The sequence below is a fragment of the Streptomyces sp. ICC1 genome (genome assembly GCF_003287935.1).
GTDB lineage: Bacteria > Actinomycetota > Actinomycetes > Streptomycetales > Streptomycetaceae > Streptomyces > Streptomyces tritrimontium.
In genome coordinates, this window is record NZ_CP030287.1 from 8425535 (window position 1) to 8448478 (window position 22944).

19 protein-coding genes are annotated in these 22944 nt (G+C 72.3%); 12 read left to right on the forward strand and 7 right to left on the reverse strand.

Annotated features, from left to right (window positions below):
• Nucleotides 1-95 precede the first annotated feature (95 nt).
• The 3 genes from DRB96_RS39495 (at nucleotide 96) to DRB96_RS39505 (ending at nucleotide 4891) form a co-directional block, all read left to right on the forward strand.
• Nucleotides 96-968: an ABC transporter ATP-binding protein gene (locus tag DRB96_RS39495; protein ID WP_112452715.1), complete on the forward strand. Its 873-nt coding sequence runs from the start codon at nucleotides 96-98 to the stop codon at nucleotides 966-968.
• Nucleotides 965-3274 carry an FtsX-like permease family protein gene (locus DRB96_RS39500; RefSeq protein ID WP_112452716.1) on the forward strand — a complete coding sequence of 770 codons (2310 nt, stop codon included), beginning with the start codon at nucleotides 965-967 and terminating at the stop codon, nucleotides 3272-3274. Before DRB96_RS39495 ends, DRB96_RS39500 begins: the two co-directional genes overlap by 4 nt.
• Before the next feature lie 111 nt (nucleotides 3275-3385).
• Entirely contained in the window at nucleotides 3386-4891 is a 1506-nt protein-coding gene (locus tag DRB96_RS39505; RefSeq protein ID WP_112452717.1) for an ATP-binding protein, read from the forward strand.
• Here the strand turns inward: DRB96_RS39505 and DRB96_RS39510 are convergent.
• Together DRB96_RS39510 and DRB96_RS39515 are read right to left on the reverse strand one after the other, a co-directional pair.
• Nucleotides 4815-5348, reverse strand: coding sequence for a GNAT family N-acetyltransferase (locus tag DRB96_RS39510; RefSeq protein WP_204357931.1), 534 nt, complete (start codon nucleotides 5346-5348; stop codon nucleotides 4815-4817). The two genes, DRB96_RS39505 and DRB96_RS39510, sit on opposite strands and share 77 nt — an antisense overlap.
• Nucleotides 5349-5355: 7 nt before the next feature.
• Complete coding sequence (locus DRB96_RS39515) at nucleotides 5356-6186, reverse strand: hypothetical protein (protein WP_112452719.1); 831 nt, start codon at nucleotides 6184-6186, stop codon at nucleotides 5356-5358.
• 777 nt (nucleotides 6187-6963) lie between these two features.
• Here DRB96_RS39515 and DRB96_RS39525 point away from each other — a divergent pair.
• Complete coding sequence (locus tag DRB96_RS39525) at nucleotides 6964-7467, forward strand: RICIN domain-containing protein (protein WP_162688909.1); 504 nt, start codon at nucleotides 6964-6966, stop codon at nucleotides 7465-7467.
• A gap of 766 nt (nucleotides 7468-8233) precedes the next feature.
• Here the strand turns inward: DRB96_RS39525 and DRB96_RS39530 are convergent.
• The gene (locus DRB96_RS39530) at nucleotides 8234-8692 is read right to left on the reverse strand and encodes an RICIN domain-containing protein (RefSeq protein ID WP_162688908.1); all 459 of its coding nucleotides are present in this window, start codon (nucleotides 8690-8692) and stop codon (nucleotides 8234-8236) included.
• A gap of 738 nt (nucleotides 8693-9430) precedes the next feature.
• Here DRB96_RS39530 and DRB96_RS39535 point away from each other — a divergent pair.
• Entirely contained in the window at nucleotides 9431-10618 is a 1188-nt protein-coding gene (locus tag DRB96_RS39535; RefSeq protein WP_343234678.1) for a hypothetical protein, read from the forward strand.
• Between the two features lie 70 nt (nucleotides 10619-10688).
• Here the strand turns inward: DRB96_RS39535 and DRB96_RS39540 are convergent, their stop codons facing one another.
• On the reverse strand, nucleotides 10689-11480 hold the full coding sequence (locus DRB96_RS39540) for a transglutaminase-like domain-containing protein (RefSeq protein WP_112452724.1): 792 nt from the start codon (nucleotides 11478-11480) through the stop codon (nucleotides 10689-10691).
• On the reverse strand, nucleotides 11477-12472 hold the full coding sequence (locus DRB96_RS39545; protein ID WP_112452725.1) for a GNAT family N-acetyltransferase: 996 nt from the start codon (nucleotides 12470-12472) through the stop codon (nucleotides 11477-11479). The genes DRB96_RS39540 and DRB96_RS39545 overlap by 4 nt, the downstream gene beginning before the upstream one ends.
• Nucleotides 12473-12590: 118 nt before the next feature.
• On the opposite strand from DRB96_RS39545, the gene fdxA reads away from it, so the two are divergent.
• Together fdxA and dapC are read left to right on the forward strand one after the other, a co-directional pair.
• On the forward strand, nucleotides 12591-12920 hold the full coding sequence (gene fdxA / locus DRB96_RS39550; protein WP_030868357.1) for a ferredoxin: 330 nt from the start codon (nucleotides 12591-12593) through the stop codon (nucleotides 12918-12920).
• A 155-nt stretch (nucleotides 12921-13075) separates the two neighbouring features.
• Entirely contained in the window at nucleotides 13076-14176 is a 1101-nt protein-coding gene (dapC, locus tag DRB96_RS39555) for a succinyldiaminopimelate transaminase (protein WP_112452726.1), read from the forward strand.
• Nucleotides 14177-14277: 101 nt separating this feature from the next.
• Here dapC and DRB96_RS43470 read toward each other — a convergent pair whose 3' ends face one another.
• Together DRB96_RS43470 and DRB96_RS39560 are read right to left on the reverse strand one after the other, a co-directional pair.
• Nucleotides 14278-14454, reverse strand: coding sequence for a hypothetical protein (locus DRB96_RS43470; protein WP_162689141.1), 177 nt, complete (start codon nucleotides 14452-14454; stop codon nucleotides 14278-14280).
• 26 nt (nucleotides 14455-14480) lie between these two features.
• Nucleotides 14481-15365, reverse strand: a complete 885-nt coding sequence (locus DRB96_RS39560; protein WP_112452727.1) for a glycerophosphodiester phosphodiesterase family protein — start codon at nucleotides 15363-15365, stop codon at nucleotides 14481-14483.
• Between the two features lie 242 nt (nucleotides 15366-15607).
• On the opposite strand from DRB96_RS39560, the gene uvrB reads away from it, so the two are divergent.
• The 5 genes from uvrB (at nucleotide 15608) to DRB96_RS39595 (ending at nucleotide 22940) form a co-directional block, all read left to right on the forward strand.
• The gene (uvrB, locus tag DRB96_RS39565) at nucleotides 15608-17758 is read left to right on the forward strand and encodes an excinuclease ABC subunit UvrB (RefSeq protein ID WP_112452728.1); all 2151 of its coding nucleotides are present in this window, start codon (nucleotides 15608-15610) and stop codon (nucleotides 17756-17758) included.
• A gap of 88 nt (nucleotides 17759-17846) precedes the next feature.
• Nucleotides 17847-18425 (forward strand): TerD family protein, encoded by a 579-nt coding sequence (locus DRB96_RS39570; RefSeq protein ID WP_112452729.1) that lies wholly within the window; start codon nucleotides 17847-17849, stop codon nucleotides 18423-18425.
• A gap of 1055 nt (nucleotides 18426-19480) precedes the next feature.
• Nucleotides 19481-20671: a DUF4350 domain-containing protein gene (locus DRB96_RS39585; RefSeq protein WP_112454332.1), complete on the forward strand. Its 1191-nt coding sequence runs from the start codon at nucleotides 19481-19483 to the stop codon at nucleotides 20669-20671.
• On the forward strand, nucleotides 20668-21630 hold the full coding sequence (locus DRB96_RS39590) for a MoxR family ATPase (RefSeq protein WP_112454334.1): 963 nt from the start codon (nucleotides 20668-20670) through the stop codon (nucleotides 21628-21630). The genes DRB96_RS39585 and DRB96_RS39590 overlap by 4 nt, the downstream gene beginning before the upstream one ends.
• Nucleotides 21630-22940 carry a DUF58 domain-containing protein gene (locus DRB96_RS39595; protein WP_112452730.1) on the forward strand — a complete coding sequence of 437 codons (1311 nt, stop codon included), beginning with the start codon at nucleotides 21630-21632 and terminating at the stop codon, nucleotides 22938-22940. The genes DRB96_RS39590 and DRB96_RS39595 overlap by 1 nt, the downstream gene beginning before the upstream one ends.
• Nucleotides 22941-22944 lie beyond the last annotated feature (4 nt).

A 22944-nucleotide genomic window follows, 5' to 3' on the forward strand; every position in this document is an offset into this window, starting at 1 on the left:
CGGTTCTGCCCGCGTACATCCCCAGGATGACCCAACCGCCCTTTTACATCCCGGGGGTGACGCGGCGCCATCCGGCCGCCTCCTATGTTCATGCCATGACGAATCATCACGACACCGCAGGTCAGGCCATTGTCCGCCTGGACCGCGTCCACAAGGAGTACGGCGACGCGAAGGCGCTCGACGGACTCTGCCTGCAGATCCGCAAGGGCGAGGCGGTGGCCGTGATGGGACCTTCCGGCTGCGGCAAGTCCACGCTCCTCAACATGGTGGCCGGCCTGGACCGCCCGACCGCCGGCACGGTCGAAGTGCACGGCCAGGACCTCGGGAAGCTGAACGAGACCGGACTGGCGCTGTACCGGCGCCGCGACGTCGGCATGATCTTCCAGTTCTTCAACCTCATCGACGACCTGCCCGCACTCGACAACGTCGCGCTGGCCGCCCAGCTCACCGGCACCCCGGCCCGCCAGGCCCGCCGCCGCGCCCTCGAACTCCTCGAGGAGCTCGGCGTCGCCGACCGCCGCAACAACTACCCGTCCGCCCTCAGCGGCGGCGAGCGCCAACGCGTCGGCGTGGCACGCGCCCTGATGAACCGTCCGGCCCTGCTGCTGGCCGACGAGCCCACGGGCGCACTCGACAGCCGCTCGGGCGAGCAGGTCATGGACCTGCTGATCGACCTCAACCAGATAGGCCAGACCCTGCTGATCGTCACCCACGACCCGCACCTCGCCACCCGCTGCGCCGGCCGCCTCGTGGAGATGGCGGACGGCCGCGTCGCCGGTGAACGCGCCCTGGACGACGCCGCGCACGCCGCCGCCGCGGCCGAAGCCCCCACCACGCCCCGGGGCGGCATCCAGAACGGCACGACGAGCAGCACCACGAGCACCCTGACGAGCGGCACCACGAGCACCACGACGACCGGCACCACGACCGTCACCACACCCGTCGCCACTCCGGAGCGTTCCGCGTGAGCGCCGTGTGGCGGGCCGCCCGCGCCGCCGTCGCGCGCCGCAAGGTCCAGACGTTCGTCATCGGCCTCGTCGTCCTCCTCTCCACCACGACCGTCCTGCTCGCCCTCGGCCTCCTCGCCGCCGCCTCCGGCCCCTTCGACCGGGCGTACTCCGCGCAACGCGGCGCGCACACCGTGGCCACGTACGACGCCGCCGAGGTCTCCGACGCCCAGCTCGCGCGGACCGCGACCCGCCCCGGCGTGGCGGCCGCCGCCGGGCCGTTCCACCAGGCCGTCGTCGACGTGCCCACGGACTGGCTCTGGATGCCGCCCGGCCCGCTGACCGTGGTCGGCCGCGCGGATCCGGCGGGGGCCCCGGTGGACCGCGTCGACGTCCTGTTGGGCCGCTGGGTCCAGGCGCCCGGCGAGATCGTCGTCGACTGGGCCGTCGACGGCACTCCGTACGAGGACCTGCTCGGCACCACCCTGGAGGTGCCCGGCCAACCGAAGCTCACCGTCGTCGGGTTCGCCACCAGCATGAGCAAGTCGGCGGCCGCCTGGGTGACGCCCGAGCAGGCGGCGGCTCTGCACCCGGCGTCCCGGCAGATGCTCTACCGGTTCGCCGACTCGGCGACGGGCGCGCAGCTGCGCGACTCGCTCGCCGCGGCCAACGCCGAGCTGCCCCCGGACTCGCGCCTGGCCGCGCAGAACCACCTCACCCTCAAGAAGGCCTTCTCCTCCAGGGCCGACGCCTACCTGCCCTTCATGGCCGTCTTCGGCGTCCTCGGTCTGCTCGTCTCCGCCCTCATCGTCGCGAACGTGGTCAGCGGCGCGGTCGTCTCCGGCGGCCGGCACATCGGGGTGCTCAAGGCCATCGGCTTCACGCCGAACCAGGTCGTCGCCGTCTACTTGGCGATGGTCTCCGCGCCCGCCGCGGCCGGCTGCGTGCTCGGCACCCTGCTCGGCAATGCCCTGGCCGGTCCCATCCTGAAGATCGCCTTCTCCGGTGTCGAGACGGGCCTGGCGAGCCTGGGCCCGGTCTCCCCCTGGATCAGCGTGGCCTGCCTGGCCGGCATGCCCGTACTGGTCCTGCTGGCGGCGCTCGTACCGGCCCTGCGGGCGCACCGGCTGTCGGCCGCGCAGGCCATCACCGCCGGCGGCGCGCCGCGCACCGGCCGCGGGCTGCGCGTCCAGCGGGTGCTGGCCTCCACCCGGCTGCCGCGTCCGCTGAGCCTGGGGCTCGGCCAGCCGTTCGCCCGCCCCGGCCGGGCCCTCATGACCATGGCGGCCATCGTCCTCGGTGTCACCACGGCCACCCTGGCGACCGGTCTGACCAGCACCATGGTCGCGTACGCGGACGCCGGCCGCGGTACCGGCGGCCCGGTCGTCGACATCCTGGCGGGCACCGCCGGGAGCAGCCACCCGCAGCCCCGGCTGGACGACGCGCGGCTCGAGGAGTGGATGCGGTCGCTGGGCGCGCGGGAGATCCGGGCCCGCGGGCTGACGCAGGTCGGGCTGGTCGGCTACACGCAGCCCGCCTTCGGCAGCTTCTACCGGGGGAGCCTGTCCCCGGCCGGGGCCGCCTTCGTGGAGGGCCGGCCGCCCCGCGGCCCCGGTGAGATCGCGGCCGGTCCCGCCTTCCTCACCGAACGCGGACTCGCGGTGGGCGACAAGGTCATCCTGGAGGCGGGCGGCAAGCGGGTGCCCGGGACCATCGTCGGCGCGCTCATCGACAGCAACTCCCGCTCCCTGGAGTCCACATGGGAGACGCTGGAGCAACTCACACCGGGCACGCGGGCCGTCGACTACTCGGTGCGCCTCGCCCCGGGCGCGGACGCCCAGGCCTTCGCGGACGCCGTCAACGCGGCGGACCCCGGCCTGCGCGCGAACGTCGCGGGTTCGGTCAACGCCGCCACCACCACGGTCGTCGGGTTCTCCTCGGTGTTCACGATCCTGCTGACCCTGGTCTCCTCCATCGGCGTCTTCAACACCGTGCTCCTGAACACCCGTGAGCGCCGCCGCGACCTCGGCATGCTCAAATCGATCGGCATGACCCCCCGTCAAGTGGTGGCCATGACGGTGACTTCGGTGACCGGGATCGGCCTGGTCGGCGGACTCCTGGGGATCCCCCTCGGGATGGTCGCGCACCGGCTCGTCGTGGACCACGTCGGCATCGTCTCCTTCCCGGAGTCGATGAAGGACGTCTGGCACGCGCCGCAGCTCACCGCGATGCTGTGCGCGGGGGTGGCGATCGCCGTGGTGGGCGCGCTGGTCCCGGCCCGCTCGGCGGCCCGCATGACGATCTCCGCCGCCCTGCACACCGAGTAGGGGTCCCGCGTCCTTCTTCCACCGCCCCGCGGCGGGTCCGGCCTCGCGAGCGGCGTCCGGCTGCCGGGCTCCGTTCGCATCCGCCCCGCCCCGCGGCTACGTTCTTGCCCCATGCGACGACGGCCCCTCGCCCTGGTACTCGACATCCTGCTCATGCTGGTGGGCGCCCTCCTGGGCATCGCGACGAACTACGCGACGAGCGTGGAGGGCGATGTGCCGCTGCCCCTGCGGCTGCTGCGCGAGTGGTCGATACCGCTCGTGGGCCTGGCCCTGATCGCCCTGGTCGGCGGCCAGTTGTGGCTCCGCTGGCTGGAGCGGCGGCCGGCTGCCCCCGCCCCGGTGTGGACGGCCGGGCAGCCTCCGTACCCGGGTCTGGAGGCCTTCGGGGAGGAGGACGCGGCGGTGTTCTTCGGGCGGGAGCGGGAGACGGCGGAGCTGGTGGCCCGGCTGCACCCGGCGCTGCCGGACCGGGCGCAGCGGTTCGTGACCGTGGTCGGCCCGTCCGGTTCGGGGAAGTCCTCGCTGGTACGCGCGGGCGTGCTGCCGGCGCTGGCGGGACGGCGGTCCCGGTGGAACACGGGCGCCGCCCTCACTCCGGGGACCGATCCCGTCGGGACCCTGCGCCGGGCGGTGGCCGCGGCCGGCGACGCCAGGCCCCTGGTGCTGGTGGTGGACCAGCTGGAGGAGCTCCTGACCCTGTCGGGGCCGCGCGAGCGGACGGCCTTCGCGGAGGCGGTACGCGAACTCCTGCGCGCGGAACCCCGGTTGTGGCTGCTGGCGACCCTGAGGTCGGACTTCCTCACCGGGTTCCTGGAGGCGGACCTGGCCGACCTGGTCCGCGAACCGGTGGTGGTCGGCGCGCTCGGCCGCGACGCCCTGCACGAAGTGGTGGCCCGGCCGGCCGCCGCGGCCGGGGTGGAGTTCGAGGCCGGGCTGGTCTCCCGCATCGTGGAGGACTGCGGCGGCGGCGACGCGCTGCCGCTCCTGGCCTACACCTTGCAGGAGTTGTACCGGCGGGCCGGCGGCGCGGGCTCCACCGTGACGCACGCGCTGTACCGCGAGGTCGGCGGGGTCGCGGGCGCCCTGATCGGGCAGGCCGACCGGATCCACGCGGCGCTGTCGGCGCCCGGCGCGCCGCTCGGCGGTGCGGACCCGGTGGTGGCGATGCTGCTCCGGCTGGTCACCGTGGAGCGTGACGAGCCGACCCGCCGCCGGGTGGCCCGCAGCGAACTGAGCGCCGCCGAGGGGGAGATGGCCGACGCCTTCGTCGCGGGACGGCTGCTGACCTCCGACGCGGGGATGCTGGACGTCGCGCACGAGGCCCTGCTGCGCCAGTGGCGGCCGCTGCGCCTGGCCATCGCCGACCGGCTGGAGCAGCTGCGCAGGCGGGCCGAGTTGGAGCGCTGGGCGCAGGAGTGGGAGTTCGCCGGGCGGACCGGGGCCTACCTGCTGACCGGCGAGCGGCTGCGCGCGGTCCGGTCCGTGGATCGTCGGCAGCTTCAGTTGCTGATAAGAGACCGCTCCTGCGCAGGCCCCACCCCTAAGAAGCGGCCCCCGGCTCACGCCACATGGGCCACAGGACCGGCCCGCCCTCCGGGAGCCGCAGCTCACCGGTGACACGGAAGCCCAGCCCTTCGTAGAAGGGAACGTTGGCGGCCTTGCTCGACTCCAGGTACGCGGCCTGCCCGAGCCGGTCGCAGTCGACGAGCTGCTGCCGCAACAACGCCGACCCGACCCCGGTCCCCTGCGCCTCCGGATCCGTCCCCACGGACGGCAGGTACCAGTGCGGCGCCCGCGGATGCACCGCGTGCATGGCGTTCTGCACCTCCCCGGCCCGCGCCAACCCACGCGGCCCGAAGATGCGGACATAAGAGGGGAGCGCCGCCAGATCCCGCACGGCGGAGCCCTTCCAGCGCCCGGGCCCCGACCACAACGCGGCCGCCAGCAGCCGCCCGTCACCGGTCGCGGCAACCCGCACCCCGCCGGCCCGCGGCCGTTGCTGCCGCTGCGCCAGCCCGAAGTAGCGAGCGATCCGCCGCTCCCGGTCCCCCGCACCGGGGAACATCCATGCCATCACCGGATCATCGGCGAACGCCCGCGCCAGCAGCGCGGCGACCGCCCCGGCCTCCCCACCCCGCACGACCCGAATCCCGTACCCGCCGAACGCCGCTGATGGTGTGCTCATGACCCCACGGTAGGCACCGCGACCGGGCCCGCCCCACAACCTCACCCCCGGACACGCCGAACAGCCCAGGCACGTCCGCGGTCCAAAGTCTATCCGCACTCAAGAATGAACCATCCACCGCCCGTGGCTCGGCCCGGACCGTAAAGTCCGTGCCGAGCCACCGCAGGCCGCCGCGCCGCGTCACCGCGAAGCGTGACCGCTCTTCCCCCTCCGTGCCGGCCGGACGATGCCCGTGACCAGACCACCCAGGATGATGACCGCGTACAGCGCGTCCGGCATCGCACCGACGACGGCTCCGGCACCAGCAGCGCGCCCAGGACCCATCCGAAGCGGTTGCCCTCCGAGCCGCGACCGGGTCCAGATCCGCCACGCCGGCCTTGGCCGATCCGAACGGCCCGTCCTCCACGACCACGTTCGGCACGATCCAGAACCAGACGAAGCCGACCAGGGTCGACAGCGCCGCCATCTCCAGTCCGCCGTAGCCGATCAGACCGGCCAGCAGCCCGAGCGGGTACGTCATCAGCGCGAGCAACAGCAGGGCGCTGCCCGCGAACCCGGTCAGCCCACCCGAAGTACGGCCCTCCAGCCAAGGCCGCATGAGCGCGAGCGCCCCGATGAACACCCCCGACACCACGACCAGCCAGCCGAGCCCGATCGCCGCGTCGGCGAGGCTGCCGTCGACCAGCTGCACGATCACCGGGATCACCCCGGTGGCGCCCGCGAGCATAGGGAACGTACGGGCGTGGTTCCCAAATTCATAATGCCGGCGCCGCCAGGCCCCGGACCGGCCCCCATCCACATCTGATGCCTCACCCCACGGGTGCAGGTCCACTGCTGCACGGGGGCGCCGTTGTGCGTCCAGCCGTTCTCGACCTCAAGGCACTTGCCGCTTTTCGCGTTGACGATCCACCATTCGGAGGGATCCGAGGTACCGGCCGAAACACGCCCACTGCTGGGCATCCGCATTGGCCGTGCTGGAGTTCTCTATCTCCAGACCACTTACCGGAGGCATTGACCAACCGCTCCGTCGACGCCGCGGTGGTCTCGTCGGCATGGCCGACTCCCGATGCCGCCAGCACCTCCCCGAAGGGGAGGCCTTGGGCTGCGAAGCGGCCGCCCCCGAGCGCAGCGCTTCGGACCCCAGCCCTCAAGCCAGCCTCACACGCCTTCCCAGGCGCAGCAGCGCCTGAGCTCCTTAAGGCCGCGAAGTCTGGCCGGGGCATGGGTTGAAGCAGCGTGCTGGGGTGGTGGTGAAGTGGCCATACGTAGCAGCCCCCACTACGCGCAGGGCACGGCTTGTGCTGATGGCGTCCGTGGAGCTGGAAGGGCCTTGCGGACGGGTGTGGTGGTGGGTAGGGGCCGCGCGTGGTTGAGGGTCGGACGGACCACAGCCAGTGATGATCAAGGACGTGTATCCTGCGTGACGTCTTAAGTTCGTTCAATTGGGGGGTTGTTCATGAGGCGTGCCTTTAGTGCACTGCTGGTTTCCTGTTCGGTGTTTGCTTTGAGTGCCACCACCGCACCTGCTGCCACCGCCGCGCCGGTCTCCGTGCCGTCGGCCGAGTCCGCGGTCGCCCTGTCGATTTCGCCTGGCTCCGGGGTCATCCAGATCCGCAACCGCAGCGGCAAGTGCCTGGAGGTCGAGAATTCCTCGACCGCCAACGGCGCCCAGGCCCAGCAGTGGGACTGCAACGGCCAGGCCGGCTCGTACTGGTACCTCGAGTACGCCTTCGGCAACAACTTTGAGGTGCGCATCGTCAACAGCCGCAGCGGCAAGTGCCTGGACGTCTCGAACTCCTCGACCGCCGACGGTGCGCGTGTGCAGCAGTGGTCCTGCGCCAACGTGGGCGGCCAGCGCTGGCACGTGATGAACACCAGCGGCGCCACCCACGTTATCCGCAACGTCTCCAGCGACAAGTACCTGGAAATCGAGAATTCCTCGACCGCCAACGGCGCCAACGCCCAGATCTGGCGCCAGCTCTACCAGAGCGGCATGTACTGGCACTGATCCGCCACTGGCCCACACGGCCTGAGGCGTACGCACGCCTCCCACACCGGTCGATGAAGCCCCTCGCCGCGCTGCTTCCTCCACACGGAGGCGGCACGGCGGGGAAGCCTCCGTCCCGGTGCGGGAGGCGTTCCGCTTGTGCCGCGATCGCCACGCGCGAAGCTCGCCGACCGCTATCGCACCACAGACCCCGGCAGGGCCCGCAAGCCACCCAGGTACATGCCCTCTGACCTGCTTCTACTGCCGACTGGGCCAGCGTTAGCGGGCCCTTGGTCCTGGAGGCGGAGCCGAAAGGGCCCAGGGCGGGGGAGCGGAGCAGGCGAAGCGGCCTACCTCCGGAGCGAAGCGGAGGAGCCCCTCCCCGAAGGGGAGGGGCCCAGGCCGTGTGCGTTCTCGTTCATGTTGCGGTGCGGCCGTTGACGGGGCTGTCCCTTTGACCTGTGATGCTGCAGGTCGATGAGCTGCTTGGTGATGGGCTGCTTCCGGTGCCGGAGGGGTCTTGACCTGGGGGGCCGCAGGTTGGATGAGAGTCCCGCAGATGTATTGAGAATTGTGGTTCCCCCCGGGACATCACGATGTCCCGGTCTGGACGGTTGGCGGGTCGGTGACGTTGCCGATTCGCAGGGTGAGTTTGCCGAGGTGGTAGAGGATCATACGGCCGGTGAGGCGGACGCGGCAACCGCGGCGTCCAACCCCATCTCCTTGACACGGCATCACATAAACCCGCTGGCAGCAGACGTGAAACAGTCACCCGTGAAGTACGGGTTTAGCCCCAGGTCCAGTGCTGGCCGCGCACGTTGGCGTACTGCCACTGCTGAACTCGGGCGCCGTTGGCTCCGCTGGAGTTTTCCACTTCAAGGTACTTGCCAGTTGCCTTATTCTGGATTCGGTTGCCGTCTATGAACCAGAGCTGGTGCTTCACCCCGTAGGTGCAGGTCCACTGCTGTACGGGGGCGCCGTTGTGCGTCCAGCCGTTTTCGACTTCGAGGCACTTGCCGCTCTTCTCGTTGATGATCCACCACTCGGTGGGTGCGCCGCCCTGAAAGATCCTCCAGTTGGCCCCGCCCTGGAAGACGCACGTCCACTGCTGGGCGTTTGCTCCGTTGGCGGTGCTGGAGTTCTCTATCTCCAGACAACTACCGGAGCCGTTGATGATGAGATCTGTTGCTGCCAGAGGCGTGTCTGCAGGGTCGGCGTGGCCGACCCCCGTTGCTGCCAGCACCATGGCCGCAGCAGATGCTCCTACAGCAAGAAATCTTGAGGACGTTCTCAATTTCATTTCCCCCGAGCTTCTTAAGGATGATTGAACCTTGATCATGTTACTCAACACTCAGACGGGCCTCCGAGCCGGTGGGGGTTGAGTCGTAGCCGGCTGCCCGTGTCACGGAAGCGAAGTGAAGGACTCCCGGCCGGAGGCTGGCTCTGGGGCGGCGAAGCCGCTCTTCTCTGCCGAGCGGAGTGAGGCGTTTCACTGCTCCGGAGCGAAGCGGAGGAGCTCTACTCCTGCGCGAAGCGGGTTGCTCCTGGGGGCGGAGCCGGAAGGGCCCGGGTGAGGGAGCGGAGCGGAACCACTCCGCCCAGGCGTGCGCAGCATTCCTATCACCTGCACGACCTCATCTGACTCACCGCGATCAGGCCCCGCGGAGGGGCGCCTTATGGGGAGTGAAAGGGCCTGGGGTGGGAGCGGACACCTCAACGGACCGAAGGTCCGTACCCCGTGAAACGGGGTCACCCCGGCCCGCGGAGCGGGCCATTCGGGTGGGCGCAGCGGAACCCGAACTGTCCGAAGCGAAGCGGAGGACACCGGCCCGAAGGGCCGGCCCTGGCTCGGTGAAGCCGAGCCTCGCCGAGCACAGCGAGGCGGTTCGTTGCCCTGGAGCGAAGCGGAGGGGCAGGTGCCGAAGGCACCTCGGCCGAGCGCAGCGAGGCGGTTCAGTCCGAAGCGCGCAGCGCTTCGACTCTCTTGAGCCGCGAAGCGGCCCAACTCCGGAGCGAAGCGGGGGGCCACCTCCCCGAAGGGGAGGCACTGGGCCGCGAAGCGGCCCAGCCGCCGAGCGCAGCGAGGCGGTTCAGTCCCTGTCCCTTATTCCCCTCTGACGCCGCCGGGGAGCAGGCCGGCGCCGCAGGCCCGGCCGAACAGCGCGATGGGGCCGCCGCCGGCGAAGGCCTCCCGGCCGCCAAGCGCAAGGTCCCCGCCAAGCCCGCCAAGAAGGGCGGGCACAGCAAGCTCGTCGTGGCCGGCGGCGGCCTCATCGCGCTGTTCGGCGTGGCCTACGGCGCCGGCCTGCTCCTGAACGCCTCCGACGTCCCCAAGGGCACCACCGTCCTCGGCGTCGACATCAGCGGCACCCGCGACGAGGCCGTCGCCAAGCTCCAGACGGCCTTCGGCAACCGCGCCTCCGCCCCCCTCCAGCTCACCGTGGGCGGCAAGACGGTCGAACTGAAGCCCGAGAAGGCCGGCCTGAGCCTCGACAGCCAGACCACCGTCCGCAACGCGGCGGGCAGCGACTACAACCCCGTCACCGTCATCGGCTCGCTCTTCGGCAGCGAGCGCGCCGCCGAACCCGTCATGCCCACCGACGAGGAGAAGCTGCAGGCCGCCCTCCAGGAGCTGGCCGGCAGCGCCGGATCCGTCACCGAGGGCACCATCACCTTCGACACCGGCAAGGCCGTCGCCGTCCCCGGCAAGCCCGGCTCCACGCTCGACGCGGACGCCTCCGCCGACCTGGTGGTCAAGGCCTTCCGCGCCATGATCGCCACCGGCACGTCCACACCCCTCGAACTCCCGGTCACCACCAAGGACCCGGTCGTGGACCAGGCCGAACTGGACCGGGCCATGAAGGAGTTCGCCGAGCCCGCGATGTCGAACACCGCGACCGTCAAGGCGGGGACGAAGTTCATCCCCTTCGGCCCCAAGTCCCTGCCCAAGATCCTCAGCATGCAGGTCGTGGACGGCCACCTCGTCGAGAAGTACGACCTGGAGGCGCTCAAGGCCACGTACGGGAACACCTTCGACGGCGTCCTGATCATGCGCGGCACCGGCGAGAAGACCGCCGTCACCCCGCAGGACGTCGCCGGAGCCCTCGGCAAGGCGCTGCGCGGCAAGACGCCCGCCGAGCGGACCGCGGTCATCGACACCAACGCCAGCTGACCCGAAAAGCACAGGCCGGAGCCCCTTCCCGGACCCCGGGGAGGGGCTCCCGCGTATCCGGGGAGACGGGCTAGTTGAGCAGGGCCCTCGCCGACTGGGCCTCCGCGCGGATGCGGGCGGCTGACGGCGGGTCGATCACGTCGACCACGAGCGCGTACGCCTCCATCTCCCCGGCGCCGGAGACGAACTCCCCGCGCTCCACGAGCAGCTTCGCCCGCTCGTAGCGCAGCGCCGCCGGATGCGACGGCAGGAGCAGCGCCAGGTCCAGCGCCCACAGCGCCACCGCCGAGTGCTCGGGCCGCGTCGCGGCCCACGCCCGGATGTTGTTCAGGATCCGCAGGACGATGTCCAGCGTCCGCGCGGCGGTCCGCGGCCCGGCCGCCAGCTCCGCGGGACCCGCGCCCAGCGACGCGCCCCCCGCGAAGGGGTCCACGACCACGCCCTCCTCCGGATCCCCGAAACCGATCACGAAGTGCCCCGGCAGGGCCAGCCCGTACACCGGGGCCCCGGCCCGCCGGGCCACCTCCAGCCAGACCACGGACAGCAGGATCGGCAGCCCCCGGCGCCGCCGCAACACCTCGTGCAGGAGCGAGGAGGAGAGCTTGTCGTAGTCGGCCGGGGTGCCGTGGAAGCCCAACTGCCCGCCCAGCAGCCCCGCCACCGCCGACGCCCACGCCCGGGCGTCCCGCAGCCCGTACGGCAGCATGCCCGCCATCCGGTCCAGCTCCATCTGCGCCCAGTCCATCGCCCGTTCGTCGAGCTCGGGGTCGGCCTCGGCGGCGAGCAGCAGGCACAGCACGGCCAGGTCCGGCCGATCCGCCCGCGCCTCCGCGGCGAACTGCTCGCGCCAGGGCGAGGTCACGCCGCCGCCCGGCGGTAGTGGTGGTAGCTGTGGTGCGCCCCGAAGCCCATCCCGGCGTACAGCGCCTGCGCCCCGGTGTTCTCGGTCTCCACCTGGAGCCACGCCGCCGACGCGCCCTCTTCCAGGGCGCGCCGCGCCAGCGCCGCCATCACGGCCGTCGCCAGGCCCCGCCGCCGGTGCTCCGGATCGACCTCGACCGCCGCGAAGCCGGCCCACCGGCCGTCGACGACGACCCGCCCGATCGCCCGTCCGGGCACGAGCGCGAACCACACCGAGGGCCCTGCCGTCAGCACCCGCAGGGCGGCCCCGGGATCGACGACCCGCCCGTAGCGGCCGAGCCACTCCTCGTCCGGGGCGCGGGTCAGGACCACGTCCCCGACGGCGGGCAGCGCCGCGTCGTCCACGTCCGCCGGCGCCGCCAGCCCGCCGGTCCACACCTGCGCGGAGACCTCGCGGACCCACCCCCGGGCCTCCAGCCCGGAACAGAGCAGCTCCTGGGTGCCGGCGGCCCCCGTCGCGGCCTGGACGTAGGCCGGAAGTCCCCTTTCCCCGTACCAGGAGGTCACCCGCGCGAGTGCATCGTCCAGCGGGGTCCCCGGGTCGCCGAGCGCCAGTACGGAATTGGCGCGGCGGGTGAAGCCCGCGGCCGCGCGCAGCGTCCACTCGCCCAGCGGCTCGCTCTCCAGCGGCACCCAGGACCGCGCGGCGATCCGCGCGAGCTCCTCGAAGGAGGCCGCGGGACCCCTGCGCCGGGCCGGCGCGGCCGGTACGACCTTGCCCGCGACCAGCAGGGATTCCGCGATGCGGACGGACTCGCCGGTCTTTCGTGTGATCGTCAGCACACCCCTGTTCCAGGATGTGAGAACCCCTACCGTGTCCGTGAACGCGAAGGCCCCGCCGGGCTCACCCTCCACCCGTCGTACAGAGACACGTTTACCCACGTCAGCGGGTGTGATCCGGATCTCCAGCCGTCCACCGGCAGTGATTTCCACAGCTCTGTCCGCCCCTCCTGTTCGGATCGTGCCCGGGAACGGAGATACTAGAGGCGGGCCATCGACGACGCCGCGCTCCCGCGCGATATGGAAAGCCCTTATGAGGAGGAACGAGAGCGTGACCTACGTCATCGCGGAGCCTTGTGTCGACGTCAAGGACAAGGCATGCATCGAAGAGTGCCCCGTCGACTGCATCTACGAGGGCCAGCGGTCCTTGTACATCCACCCGGACGAGTGCGTCGACTGTGGTGCGTGTGAGCCGGTCTGCCCGGTCGAGGCCATCTTCTACGAGGACGACACTCCGGAGGAGTGGAAGGACTACTACAAGGCGAACGTCGAGTTCTTCGACGAGCTCGGTTCGCCCGGTGGTGCTTCCAAGCTCGGCCTGATCGAGCGCGACCACCCCTTCATCGCGGCGCTTCCGGCGGACATCAACCCGAGCCACTGACGGTCGGTACCGCCTGAACCGCCACCTCGGTCCCGTCCGGCTGTCAGCCGGACGGGACCGAGGTGTTTCCCGCGCGGAACGCACGCGCGGAACGCACGCAACCACACGCACGCAATCGCACGCACGGAACACCTGGAAAGCGAAAAGAGCGCATCGTGGCCGCAGTCTCAGCCCGTCTTCCCGTCTTCCCCTGGGACAAGCTGGAGCCGTACAAGGCGACGGCCGCGGCCCACCCGGACGGCATCGTCGACCTGTCCGTCGGCACCCCCGTCGACCCGGTGCCGCAGCTGATCCAGCGCGCCCTCGTCGAGGCCGCCGACTCTCCGGGATATCCCACGGTGTGGGGCACGGCCGCCCTGCGCGACGCGATCACCGGCTGGGTACGCGGCCGCCTCGGCGCGAGCGCCGCCGGGCACCGCAACGTCCTGCCGGTCGTCGGCTCCAAGGAGCTGGTGGCCTGGCTGCCGACGCAGCTGGGCCTCGGCGCCGGGGACCAGGTGGCGTACCCCCGGCTGGCCTACCCGACGTACGAGGTCGGCGCGCGGCTGTGCGGCGCCGAGCCAGTGGTCTACGACGATCCCACCACCGATCTCGACCCGGCCCGCGTGAAGCTGCTGTGGCTCAACTCCCCGTCCAACCCCACCGGTGCGGTCCTCTCCAAGGAGGAGCTCGTCCGGATCGTGGCCTGGGCGCGCGAGCACGGGATCCTGATCTTCAGCGACGAGTGCTACCTGGAGCTGGGCTGGGAGGCCGAGCCCGTCTCCGTCCTGCACGACGAGGTCTGCGGGGGCTCGTACGAGGGCATCGTCAGCGTGCACTCGCTCTCCAAGCGGTCCAACCTGGCGGGCTACCGGGCGGCCTTCATCGCCGGTGACGCCGAAGTCCTCGGCGAGCTCCTGCAGATCCGCAAGCACGGCGGCATGATGACCGCGGCCCCGGTGCAGGCGGCCACGGTGGCGGCGCTGGGCGACGACGTCCACGTCGAGGAGCAGCGGGTGCGCTACGCGGCCCGCCGCGAGGCGCTGCGCACGGCCCTGGAGGCGCACGGCTTCCGCATCGAGCACAGCGAGGCCAGCCTGTACCTGTGGGTGACCCGGGACGAGCCCTGCTGGGACACGGTCGCGCACCTCGCGGGGCTGGGCATCCTGGTCGCGCCGGGCGATTTCTACGGCGAGGCGGGCGCGCGCTTCGTCCGCGTGGCCTTCACGGCCACGGACGAGCGCGTCGAGGCCGCGGTCAAGCGGCTGGCGCTCTAGCCCGCAGCCCGCAGCCCGCAGTCCGCCGGGGCGGGCCCCTGTACGGCCCGAGGGGCCGGGAGTTCGTGCTCCCGGCCCCTCGGTGTTCCTGCGGACGGCGGTCAGCCGAGGGCGGGCAGACCGCCCGGAAGGCCGCCGGGGAGGCCGCCGGGCAGGCCCGCCGGGAGTCCGCCCAGGAGGGCGCCCGCCGAGCAGCCGCCCATGTCGGGGATGTGGAGGTAGCCGCCGCGGCCGCCGCTGCCCCGGCCGCGGCACCCGCGGCACGGGCCCGCCCTCACCCGCGCGGGCGGGCCGGGCGGCCGGCTCAGTACCCGCCCACCGCTTCGCGTACGACATCGGGCTTGTTGGTGATGATCCCGTCCACGCCCATGTCCTGGACCTTGCGGGCGGTCGCCGCGTCGTCGACGATCCAGGCGTCCACTTCCATCGCCTTGCCGTGGGCGCCGACCAGCCCGTGCACGGCGTCCACCCAGGCGCCGTCGATGGTGGTGTACCAGGGGTTGATCCGGTCGGTGAACTGCGCGTACCACGGCAGGTCGGCGATGGCCGGGGTGCCGAGGAAGGCCGTCACCAGGTCCGGGCGCAGCTCGTGCACGGTCCGGACGGAGCCGGCGCTGAAGCTCTGCACCACCAGGCGGCGGCTCACGTGGTTCTCGTCGAGCCAGCCGGTGTCCCGCAGCACCCGCAGGGTCTGCTCCTCGATCCCGGGGTAGAGCTCCGGCTTCTTGATCTCCAGGAGGAGCCGCTGCTGGTTGCGCTGGACCCGGTCCATGTACTCCCGCAGGGTCGGCACCCGGGCGCCCGCGAACCGCCGGTCGAACCAGCTGCCCGCGTCCAGCCGGGCGATCTCGGCGGCCGTGAAGTCCTTGACCCGCCAAGGCTTGCGATCGGGGAACACCTGCTCGACGTCCGTCGTGCGGGCCAGGGTGTCGTCGTGGACCACCACCAGCTCGCCGTCCTCGGTGCGCTGGACGTCGTTCTCCACCCAGTCGAAGCCCAGCTCCATGGCGAGGTCGATCGCCTCCAGGGTGTTCTCCGGGGCGTACGCGGAAGCCCCCCGGTGGGCGTACACGATCGGGTTGGAGAGCCAGCCCGGGCCGGCGGCCGCGGCGGCGGCCGTCGCGCCGAACACGGTGAGGGTGAGTCCCAGGAAGGCGGCGGTGGCCGCGGCGGCGGGTCGGACGTACATGCGCGTTCTCCTCGGGTCGTGAGCCCTGCTCCGGCCTTCAAACGGGCGCGGAGCGGCATTCGTTGCGGCGACGCACTTCCGGTGGTGCGTTCTCGACGCCCTTTCAGGGAGAGCCGGGTACGGCGATCATGGGGTTGAAGATCGCGGGGCCGCCACCGAACTACGACAAACGGACCAGACCCGGACGGTCCCGCCGGGCCGCCGGGCCCCCGGCTGTCAGTGGGGGGTCGTACGGTTGACCCATGCGGCCCGTATCGAAGATCGAACGCACGGTGGCGCCTTTCGAGGTCGTCAGTTCCTACACGCCCAGCGGAGACCAGCCGGCGGCCATCGCCGAGCTGGAGAAGCGCATCCGCGCAGGTGAGAAGGACGTCGTGCTGCTCGGCGCGACCGGCACCGGCAAGTCGGCCACGACGGCCTGGATGATCGAGAAGCTCCAGCGGCCCACGCTGGTGATGGCACCGAACAAGACGCTCGCCGCCCAGCTGGCGAACGAGTTCCGCGAGCTCCTGCCGAACAACGCCGTCGAGTACTTCGTCTCGTACTACGACTACTACCAGCCCGAGGCCTACGTACCGCAGTCGGACACCTACATCGAGAAGGACTCCTCGATCAACGAGGAGGTGGAGCGGCTGCGCCACTCCGCGACCAATTCCCTCCTCACCCGGCGCGACGTCATCGTCGTCGCCTCCGTGTCCTGCATCTACGGCCTCGGCACCCCGCAGGAGTACGTCGACCGGATGGTCCCCCTCAAGGTCGGCGCGGAGATGGACCGGGACCAGCTGCTGCGCCGCTTCGTCGACATCCAGTACACGCGCAACGACGTGGCCTTCACCCGCGGCACGTTCCGCGTGCGCGGCGACACCATCGAGATCTTCCCGGTCTACGAGGAACTGGCCGTCCGCATCGAGATGTTCGGCGACGAGATCGAGGCCCTGTCCACCCTGCACCCGCTGACCGGCGAGGTGATCAGCGAGGACCGCGAGCTGTACGTCTTCCCCGCCAGCCACTACGTGGCCGGCCCCGAGCGCATGGAGAAGGCGGTCCGCGGCATCGAGGCCGAGCTGGCCGAGCGCCTGGCGGAGCTGGACAACCAGGGCAAGATGCTCGAGGCCCAGCGGCTGCGCATGCGCACCACCTACGACCTGGAGATGATGCGCCAGATCGGGTCCTGCTCGGGCATCGAGAACTACTCGCTGCACATGGACGACCGCGAGCGCGGCTCCGCACCCAACACCCTCATCGACTACTTCCCCGAGGACTTCCTCCTCGTCATCGACGAATCGCACGTCACGGTGCCGCAGATCGGCGCGATGTACGAGGGCGATGCCTCCCGCAAGCGGACCCTGGTCGACCACGGCTTCCGGCTGCCGTCCGCGCTCGACAACCGGCCGCTGAAGTGGGAGGAGTTCCAGCAGCGGATCGGCCAGACCGTCTACCTCTCGGCCACCCCGGGCAAGTACGAGCTCTCGCGCGGCGACGGCTTCGTCGAGCAGATCATCCGCCCCACCGGCCTCATCGACCCGGAGGTCGTCGTCAAGCCCACCGAGGGCCAGATCGACGACCTGGTGCACGAGATCCGGCAGCGGGTGGAGAAGGACGAGCGGGTCCTGGTCACCACCCTGACCAAGAAGATGGCCGAGGACCTCACCGACTACTTCCTGGAGCTCGGCATCCAGGTCCGCTACCTGCACAGCGACGTCGACACCCTGCGCCGCATCGAGCTGCTGCGCGAGCTGCGGGCCGGCGAGTACGACGTCCTGGTCGGCATCAACCTGCTGCGCGAGGGCCTCGACCTGCCCGAGGTGTCGCTCGTGGCGATCCTCGACGCCGACAAGCAGGGCTTCCTGCGCTCGGGGACCTCGCTCATCCAGACCATCGGCCGCGCGGCGCGCAACGTCTCCGGCCAGGTCCACATGTACGCGGACACCATCACCCCGGCCATGGCCCAGGCGATCGACGAGACCAACCGCCGTCGGGAGAAGCAGGTCGCCTACAACACGGCCCACGGGATCGACCCGCAGCCGCTGCGCAAGAAGATCAACGACATCGTCGCGACGATCGCCCGCGAGGAGCTCGACACCGAGGAGCTCCTCGGCACCGGATACCGGCAGACCAAGGACGGCAAGGCCCTCAAGGCGCCGGTCCCGGCGCTGGGCGGCAAGGCGGCCGCGGGCGGCAAGGCCGGGGCCAAGGGGGCGAAGGGGGCCAAGGGCGGCGCGGTCCTGACCGACCGTCCCGCCGCCGAACTGGCCTCGCTCATCGAGCAGATGACCGAGCGGATGCGCGGCGCGGCGGCGGAGTTGCAGTTCGAGGTGGCCGCCCGGATCCGGGACGAGGTGGGCGAGCTGAAGAAGGAGCTCCGACAGATGAGGGAAGCGGGCCTCGCCTGACCCGGAGCCGGTCAGTAGGGTTGGGACTCAGCCGCAGGTACACGCTGCGCACCCCCATCGGGGGAGGGCTATGGAGAGGGGACAGCGCGTGACGGTCAACATGACCAAGGGTCAGGCCATCAATCTGCAGAAGGCGGACGGGGGCACGCTGACCGCGGTCCGGATGGGCCTCGGTTGGCAGGCTGCCAAGCGCCGGGGGCTGTTCGGCTCGCGGACCCGGGAGATCGACCTCGACGCCTCGGCGGTGCTCTTCGCCGACAAGCAGCCCGTGGACGTCGTGTTCTTCCGGCACCTGCAGAGCGACGACGGCTCGGTCAAGCACACCGGCGACAACCTCGTCGGCGGTGTCGGCCAGGGCGGGGACGACGAGTCGATCCTCGTCGACCTGCAGCGGGTGCCGGTGCACATCGACCAGATCGTCTTCACGGTGAACTCCTTCACCGGCCAGACGTTCCAGGAGGTGGAGAACGCCTTCTGCCGCATCGTCGACGAGACCAACGGCCAGGAGCTGGCCCGCTACACCCTCGACGGCGGTGGCCAGTACACCGCGCAGATCATGGCGAAGGTGTCGCGCGCGGGCACCGGCTGGCAGATGACGGCCCTCGGGAACCCGGCCAACGGCCGCACGTTCCAGGACCTGATGCCGGCGATCCTGCCGCACCTGTAAACAGTACGCACGCACCACGAAGCACAGCGCCACAGACGACGGCACAGCAGAAGAACGGGTACGGGGGAGGGGCTGCACGATGACGGCCGAACTGGTCCGGGGGCAGAACCACCCCTTGTCCCGGAGCCGGGTGGAGATCAGGGTCTCGGCGGGCACACCTGTGCTCGCCCTGGCCCAGGTCGGCGATGACGAGGGCCGGCTCGCCGGTCCCCAGGCGCTGGCCCATCCCGGCGCCCGGACCCTGCCGGGGCTGGAAGTGCCCGGCGCGGTCTCGGGGCACCACAGCATGCTGGTCGACCTCGACGCGGTCGACCCGGCCGTGCACCGGGTCGGCCTCGTGCTGGTCCTGCCGCCCGGCGGTCCGGCCCGCTTCGGCGCGGTCCCGGCCTCCTACGTGTCCGTGGCCGACCCGGAGGGCGCCGAGCTCGCCGGGTACACGCTCACGGACCTGGAGTCCGAGACCGCCGTCGTGGCCCTGGAGCTGTACCGGCGCCAGGGCGCCTGGAAGGTCCGCGCCGTCGGCCAGGGCTACGCCGGCGGACTCGGCGCGCTCCTGGCCGACGCGGGACTGCCCGGCCCGGCCGCCGCCGAGCTCGCCGCCCTCGCCATGGGGGTGGCGGCGACCGGGGACATCACCCTGGCCGCCATGCCCGGCGGGCCGGCCCCGACCGTCCCGCGCGGCCTGCGGGCACCGGCTCCCGCCCCGCCTGTCCCTTATCTACATCTCCCAGTCCCACGCTCCTCACGGGCGCCACCCCGTGCCCCCGCCCGACCCGGGCGCCCCCCCAGACCCCCCCGCCCCCGCCCCGGCCCCCGCCGGCACCCCGGCGGGCCCCACCCCGGCACGCCCCGCCGCGACGGTCCCGGGCGCGTTCCCGGGCGCGTTCTCAGGCGCGGCCCCCGGCCCCGCCGCGGCCGCGTCCGGCGCCCACACCCCCGACCCGGCCCCCCGGGCCGCCCACGCCCCGGTACCGCCCCTCACGGGGGCCTCCCCGGCCACGGCCGCCACCCCCGAACCCGACGGGTCGCCCGACCAGGCCACCGCCGCCCCCGCGCTGCGCCCCGGCGTCCTGTGGACCCGGGCCCGCGGGTTCCTCATCGCGCTCGCCGTCCTGCTCACCGCCGGCCTGGCCTTCGCCGCCCTGAGCTCCGGCGCCCACCACGGCTACCTCGACCCCCGGTCCGCCGACCCCTTCGGCAGCCGGGCCGTCGCCGAGCTGCTCAAGACCCGCGGAGTCACCACCCGTGTCGTCACCACCGCCGAGGAGGCCGCCGACGCCTCCGGGCCCGACACCACCCTCCTGATCGGCGACCCCGACCGGCTCGACCAGGACAAGCTCCGCACGATCCGCTCCGCCATCGACCTCTCCGGCGGCCGTACCGTCCTGCTCGCCCCGACCGAGCTCAGCCTCGGCGAACTGGCGCCCGGCACCCGCACCCACTCCAGCGCGCACGCCGCGGGCTCCGAGCTCGACCCGGGCACCTGCGCGTTCCCCGCAGCCGCGGCCGCCGGCCGCGCCGGCGTAGACGGCGGCCTGCAGTACTCCACCACCGTCCCCGGAGCCATCGGCTGCTACCCCACCGGCGGCCACCCCGCGCTCCTCGTCCTGCCCACCGCCACGCGCGGCGGCGACACCGTCCTCCTCGGCTCCGAGATCCCCTTCCTCAACAAGGCCCTCGCCGACGAGGGCAACGCCTCCCTCGCGCTCCAGCTCCTCGGCTCCCGCCCCCACCTCGTCTGGTACCTGCCGTCCTTCGCCGACAGCGGCCCCGACGAGGCCGAGCAGGACGAGGACTTCCTCTCCCTGATCCCCGCCGGCTGGAGCTGGGCCCTGCTCCAGCTCTTCCTCGCCGCCGCCGTCGCGGCCCTGTGGCGCGCCCGGCGCCTCGGCCCGCTGGTCACCGAGCGCCTGCCCGTCCTGATCCGCGCCTCCGAGGCCACCGAGGGCCGCGCCCGCCTGTACCGCAAGGCCGGCGCCCGCGACCGCGCCGCCACCGTGCTGCGCGCCGCCGCCCGCGAACGGCTGGCCGCGCTGGTCGGCGTACCGGCCTCCCAGGCCCACGACCCCGTGTCCCTGGTCCCCGCGGTCTCCGCCCGCCTCACGGTCGGCGACCCCGCCGCCGCGCCGCGGGCCGCGCACGACCCCGCCACCCTGCTCTTCGGCACCACCCCCGACACCGACGCGGCGCTCGTCGCGCTCACCGACCAACTCGACGCCCTCGAAAGAGAGGTCCGCACCTCATGACGGCCACCACGGACAGCGCCCGCTCCGCCCTGGAAGCGCTCCGCACCGAGATCGGAAAGGCCGTGGTCGGCCAGGACTCCGCCGTCACCGGTCTCGTCGTAGCCCTCCTCTGCCGCGGCCACGTCCTGCTCGAAGGCGTTCCCGGCGTCGCGAAGACCCTGCTCGTGCGGGCCCTCGCCGCCTCCCTCGAACTCGACACCAAGCGCGTCCAGTTCACCCCCGACCTGATGCCGAGCGATGTCACCGGCTCGCTCGTCTACGACGCCCGCACCGCGGAGTTCTCCTTCCAGAACGGCCCGGTCTTCACCAACCTCCTGCTCGCCGACGAGATCAACCGCACGCCCCCCAAGACCCAGTCCTCCCTCCTCGAGGCGATGGAGGAGCGCCAGGTCACCGTCGACGGCATCCCCCGCATGCTCCCGGACCCCTTCCTCGTCGCCGCCACCATGAACCCGGTGGAGTACGAGGGCACTTACCCCCTGCCCGAGGCCCAGCTCGACCGCTTCCTGCTGAAGCTCACCGTGCCCCTCCCCTCCCGCGAGGACGAGATCGGCGTACTGACCCGCCACGCCGCCGGCTTCAACCCCCGCGACCTGCACTCGGCCGGCATCCGCCCCGTCGCCGGCCCCGCCGAGCTCGAAGCCGCCCGCAAGGCCGTCGAAGCCACCAGCGTCTCCCCGGAGATCGCCGCGTACGTCGTCGACATCTGCCGCGCCACCCGCGAGTCCCCCTCCCTCACCCTGGGCGTCTCCCCGCGCGGCGCCACCGCGCTGCTGGCCACCGCCCGCGCCTGGGCCTGGCTCGTGGGCCGCGACTACGTCACGCCCGACGACGTGAAGGCCCTCGCCCTGCCCACCCTGCGCCACCGCGTCCAGCTGCGCCCCGAGGCCGAGATGGAGGGCGTCACGGCCGACGCGGTCATCACCGCGATCCTCTCCCACGTCCCCGTCCCGCGCTGATGGCGTTCACCGGACGCGCCGCCCTGCTGGCGGCCCTCGGCAGCCTCCCCGTCGGCGTCCTCGGACCCAGCTGGACCGGGATGCTGGCGGTCAACGCCCCCATCGCCCTGGCCTGCGCGGTCGACTACGCCCTCGCGGCGCCCGTCCGCACGCTCCGGCTGGCGCGCTCCGGCGACACGTCCGTGCGCCTCGGCGAGGCCGCGGACGTCCACCTGACGGTCACCAACCCCTCCGCCCGCACCCTGCGCGCCCGGATCCGCGACGCCTGGCCCCCCAGCAGCTGGCTGACCGGCACCGAAGTCGTCGCGTCCCGGCACGCGTTGACGATCCCCGCGGGCGAACGCCGCCGCCTCACCACACGCCTGCGCCCCACCCGGCGCGGCGACCGGCAGGCGGCCCGCGTCACGATCCGCTCGTACGGGCCCCTCGGCCTGTTCGCCCGCCAGGGCAACCACACCGTCCCCTGGACGGTCCGCGTGCTGCCGCCGTTCGCCAGCCGCAAGCACCTCCCCTCCCGCCTCGCCCGCCTGCGCGAACTCGACGGCCGCACCAGCGTCCTGACCCGCGGTGAGGGAACCGAGTTCGACAGCCTGCGCGACTACGTCCCCGGCGACGACACCCGTTCCATCGACTGGCGGGCCACCGCCCGGCAGAACAAGGTCGCCGTCCGCACCTGGCGCCCGGAACGCGACCGCCACATCCTCATCTGCCTCGACACCGGCCGTACTTCGGCGGGCCGCGTCGGCGACGCCCCCCGCCTGGACTCGGCGATGGACGCGGCCCTGCTCCTGACCGCCCTGGCCACCCGGGCCGGCGACCGCGTGGACCTGCTGGCCCACGACCGCCGCCCCCGCGCCCAGGTCCAGGGCCGCTCGGCCGCCGACACCCTGCCGGCCTTCGTCAACGCGATGGCCACCCTGGAACCGGAGCTCGTCGAAACCGATGCGCGCACCCTGGTCTCCACCATCCTGCGCAGCGCCCCGCGCCGCTCCCTGGTGGTTCTCCTGACGAGTCTGGACGCGGCTCCCATCGAAGAGGGCCTGCTCCCGCTGCTCCCCCGCCTCACGCAGCGCCATACGGTCCTGCTGGCCTCGGTCGCGGACCCCCACGTCGCGGAGATGACGAAGTCCCGCGGCACCGTCGACGCGGTCTACGAGGCCGCCGCGGGCACCCAGTCCCAGTCCGCCCGCCGGCGCACGGCCGAGCAGCTCACCCGCCACGGCGTCCACGTGGTCGACGCCACCCCGGAAACCCTGGCCCCGGCCCTGGCCGACGCCTACCTCGCCCTCAAGGCCGCCGGCCGCCTGTAATCAG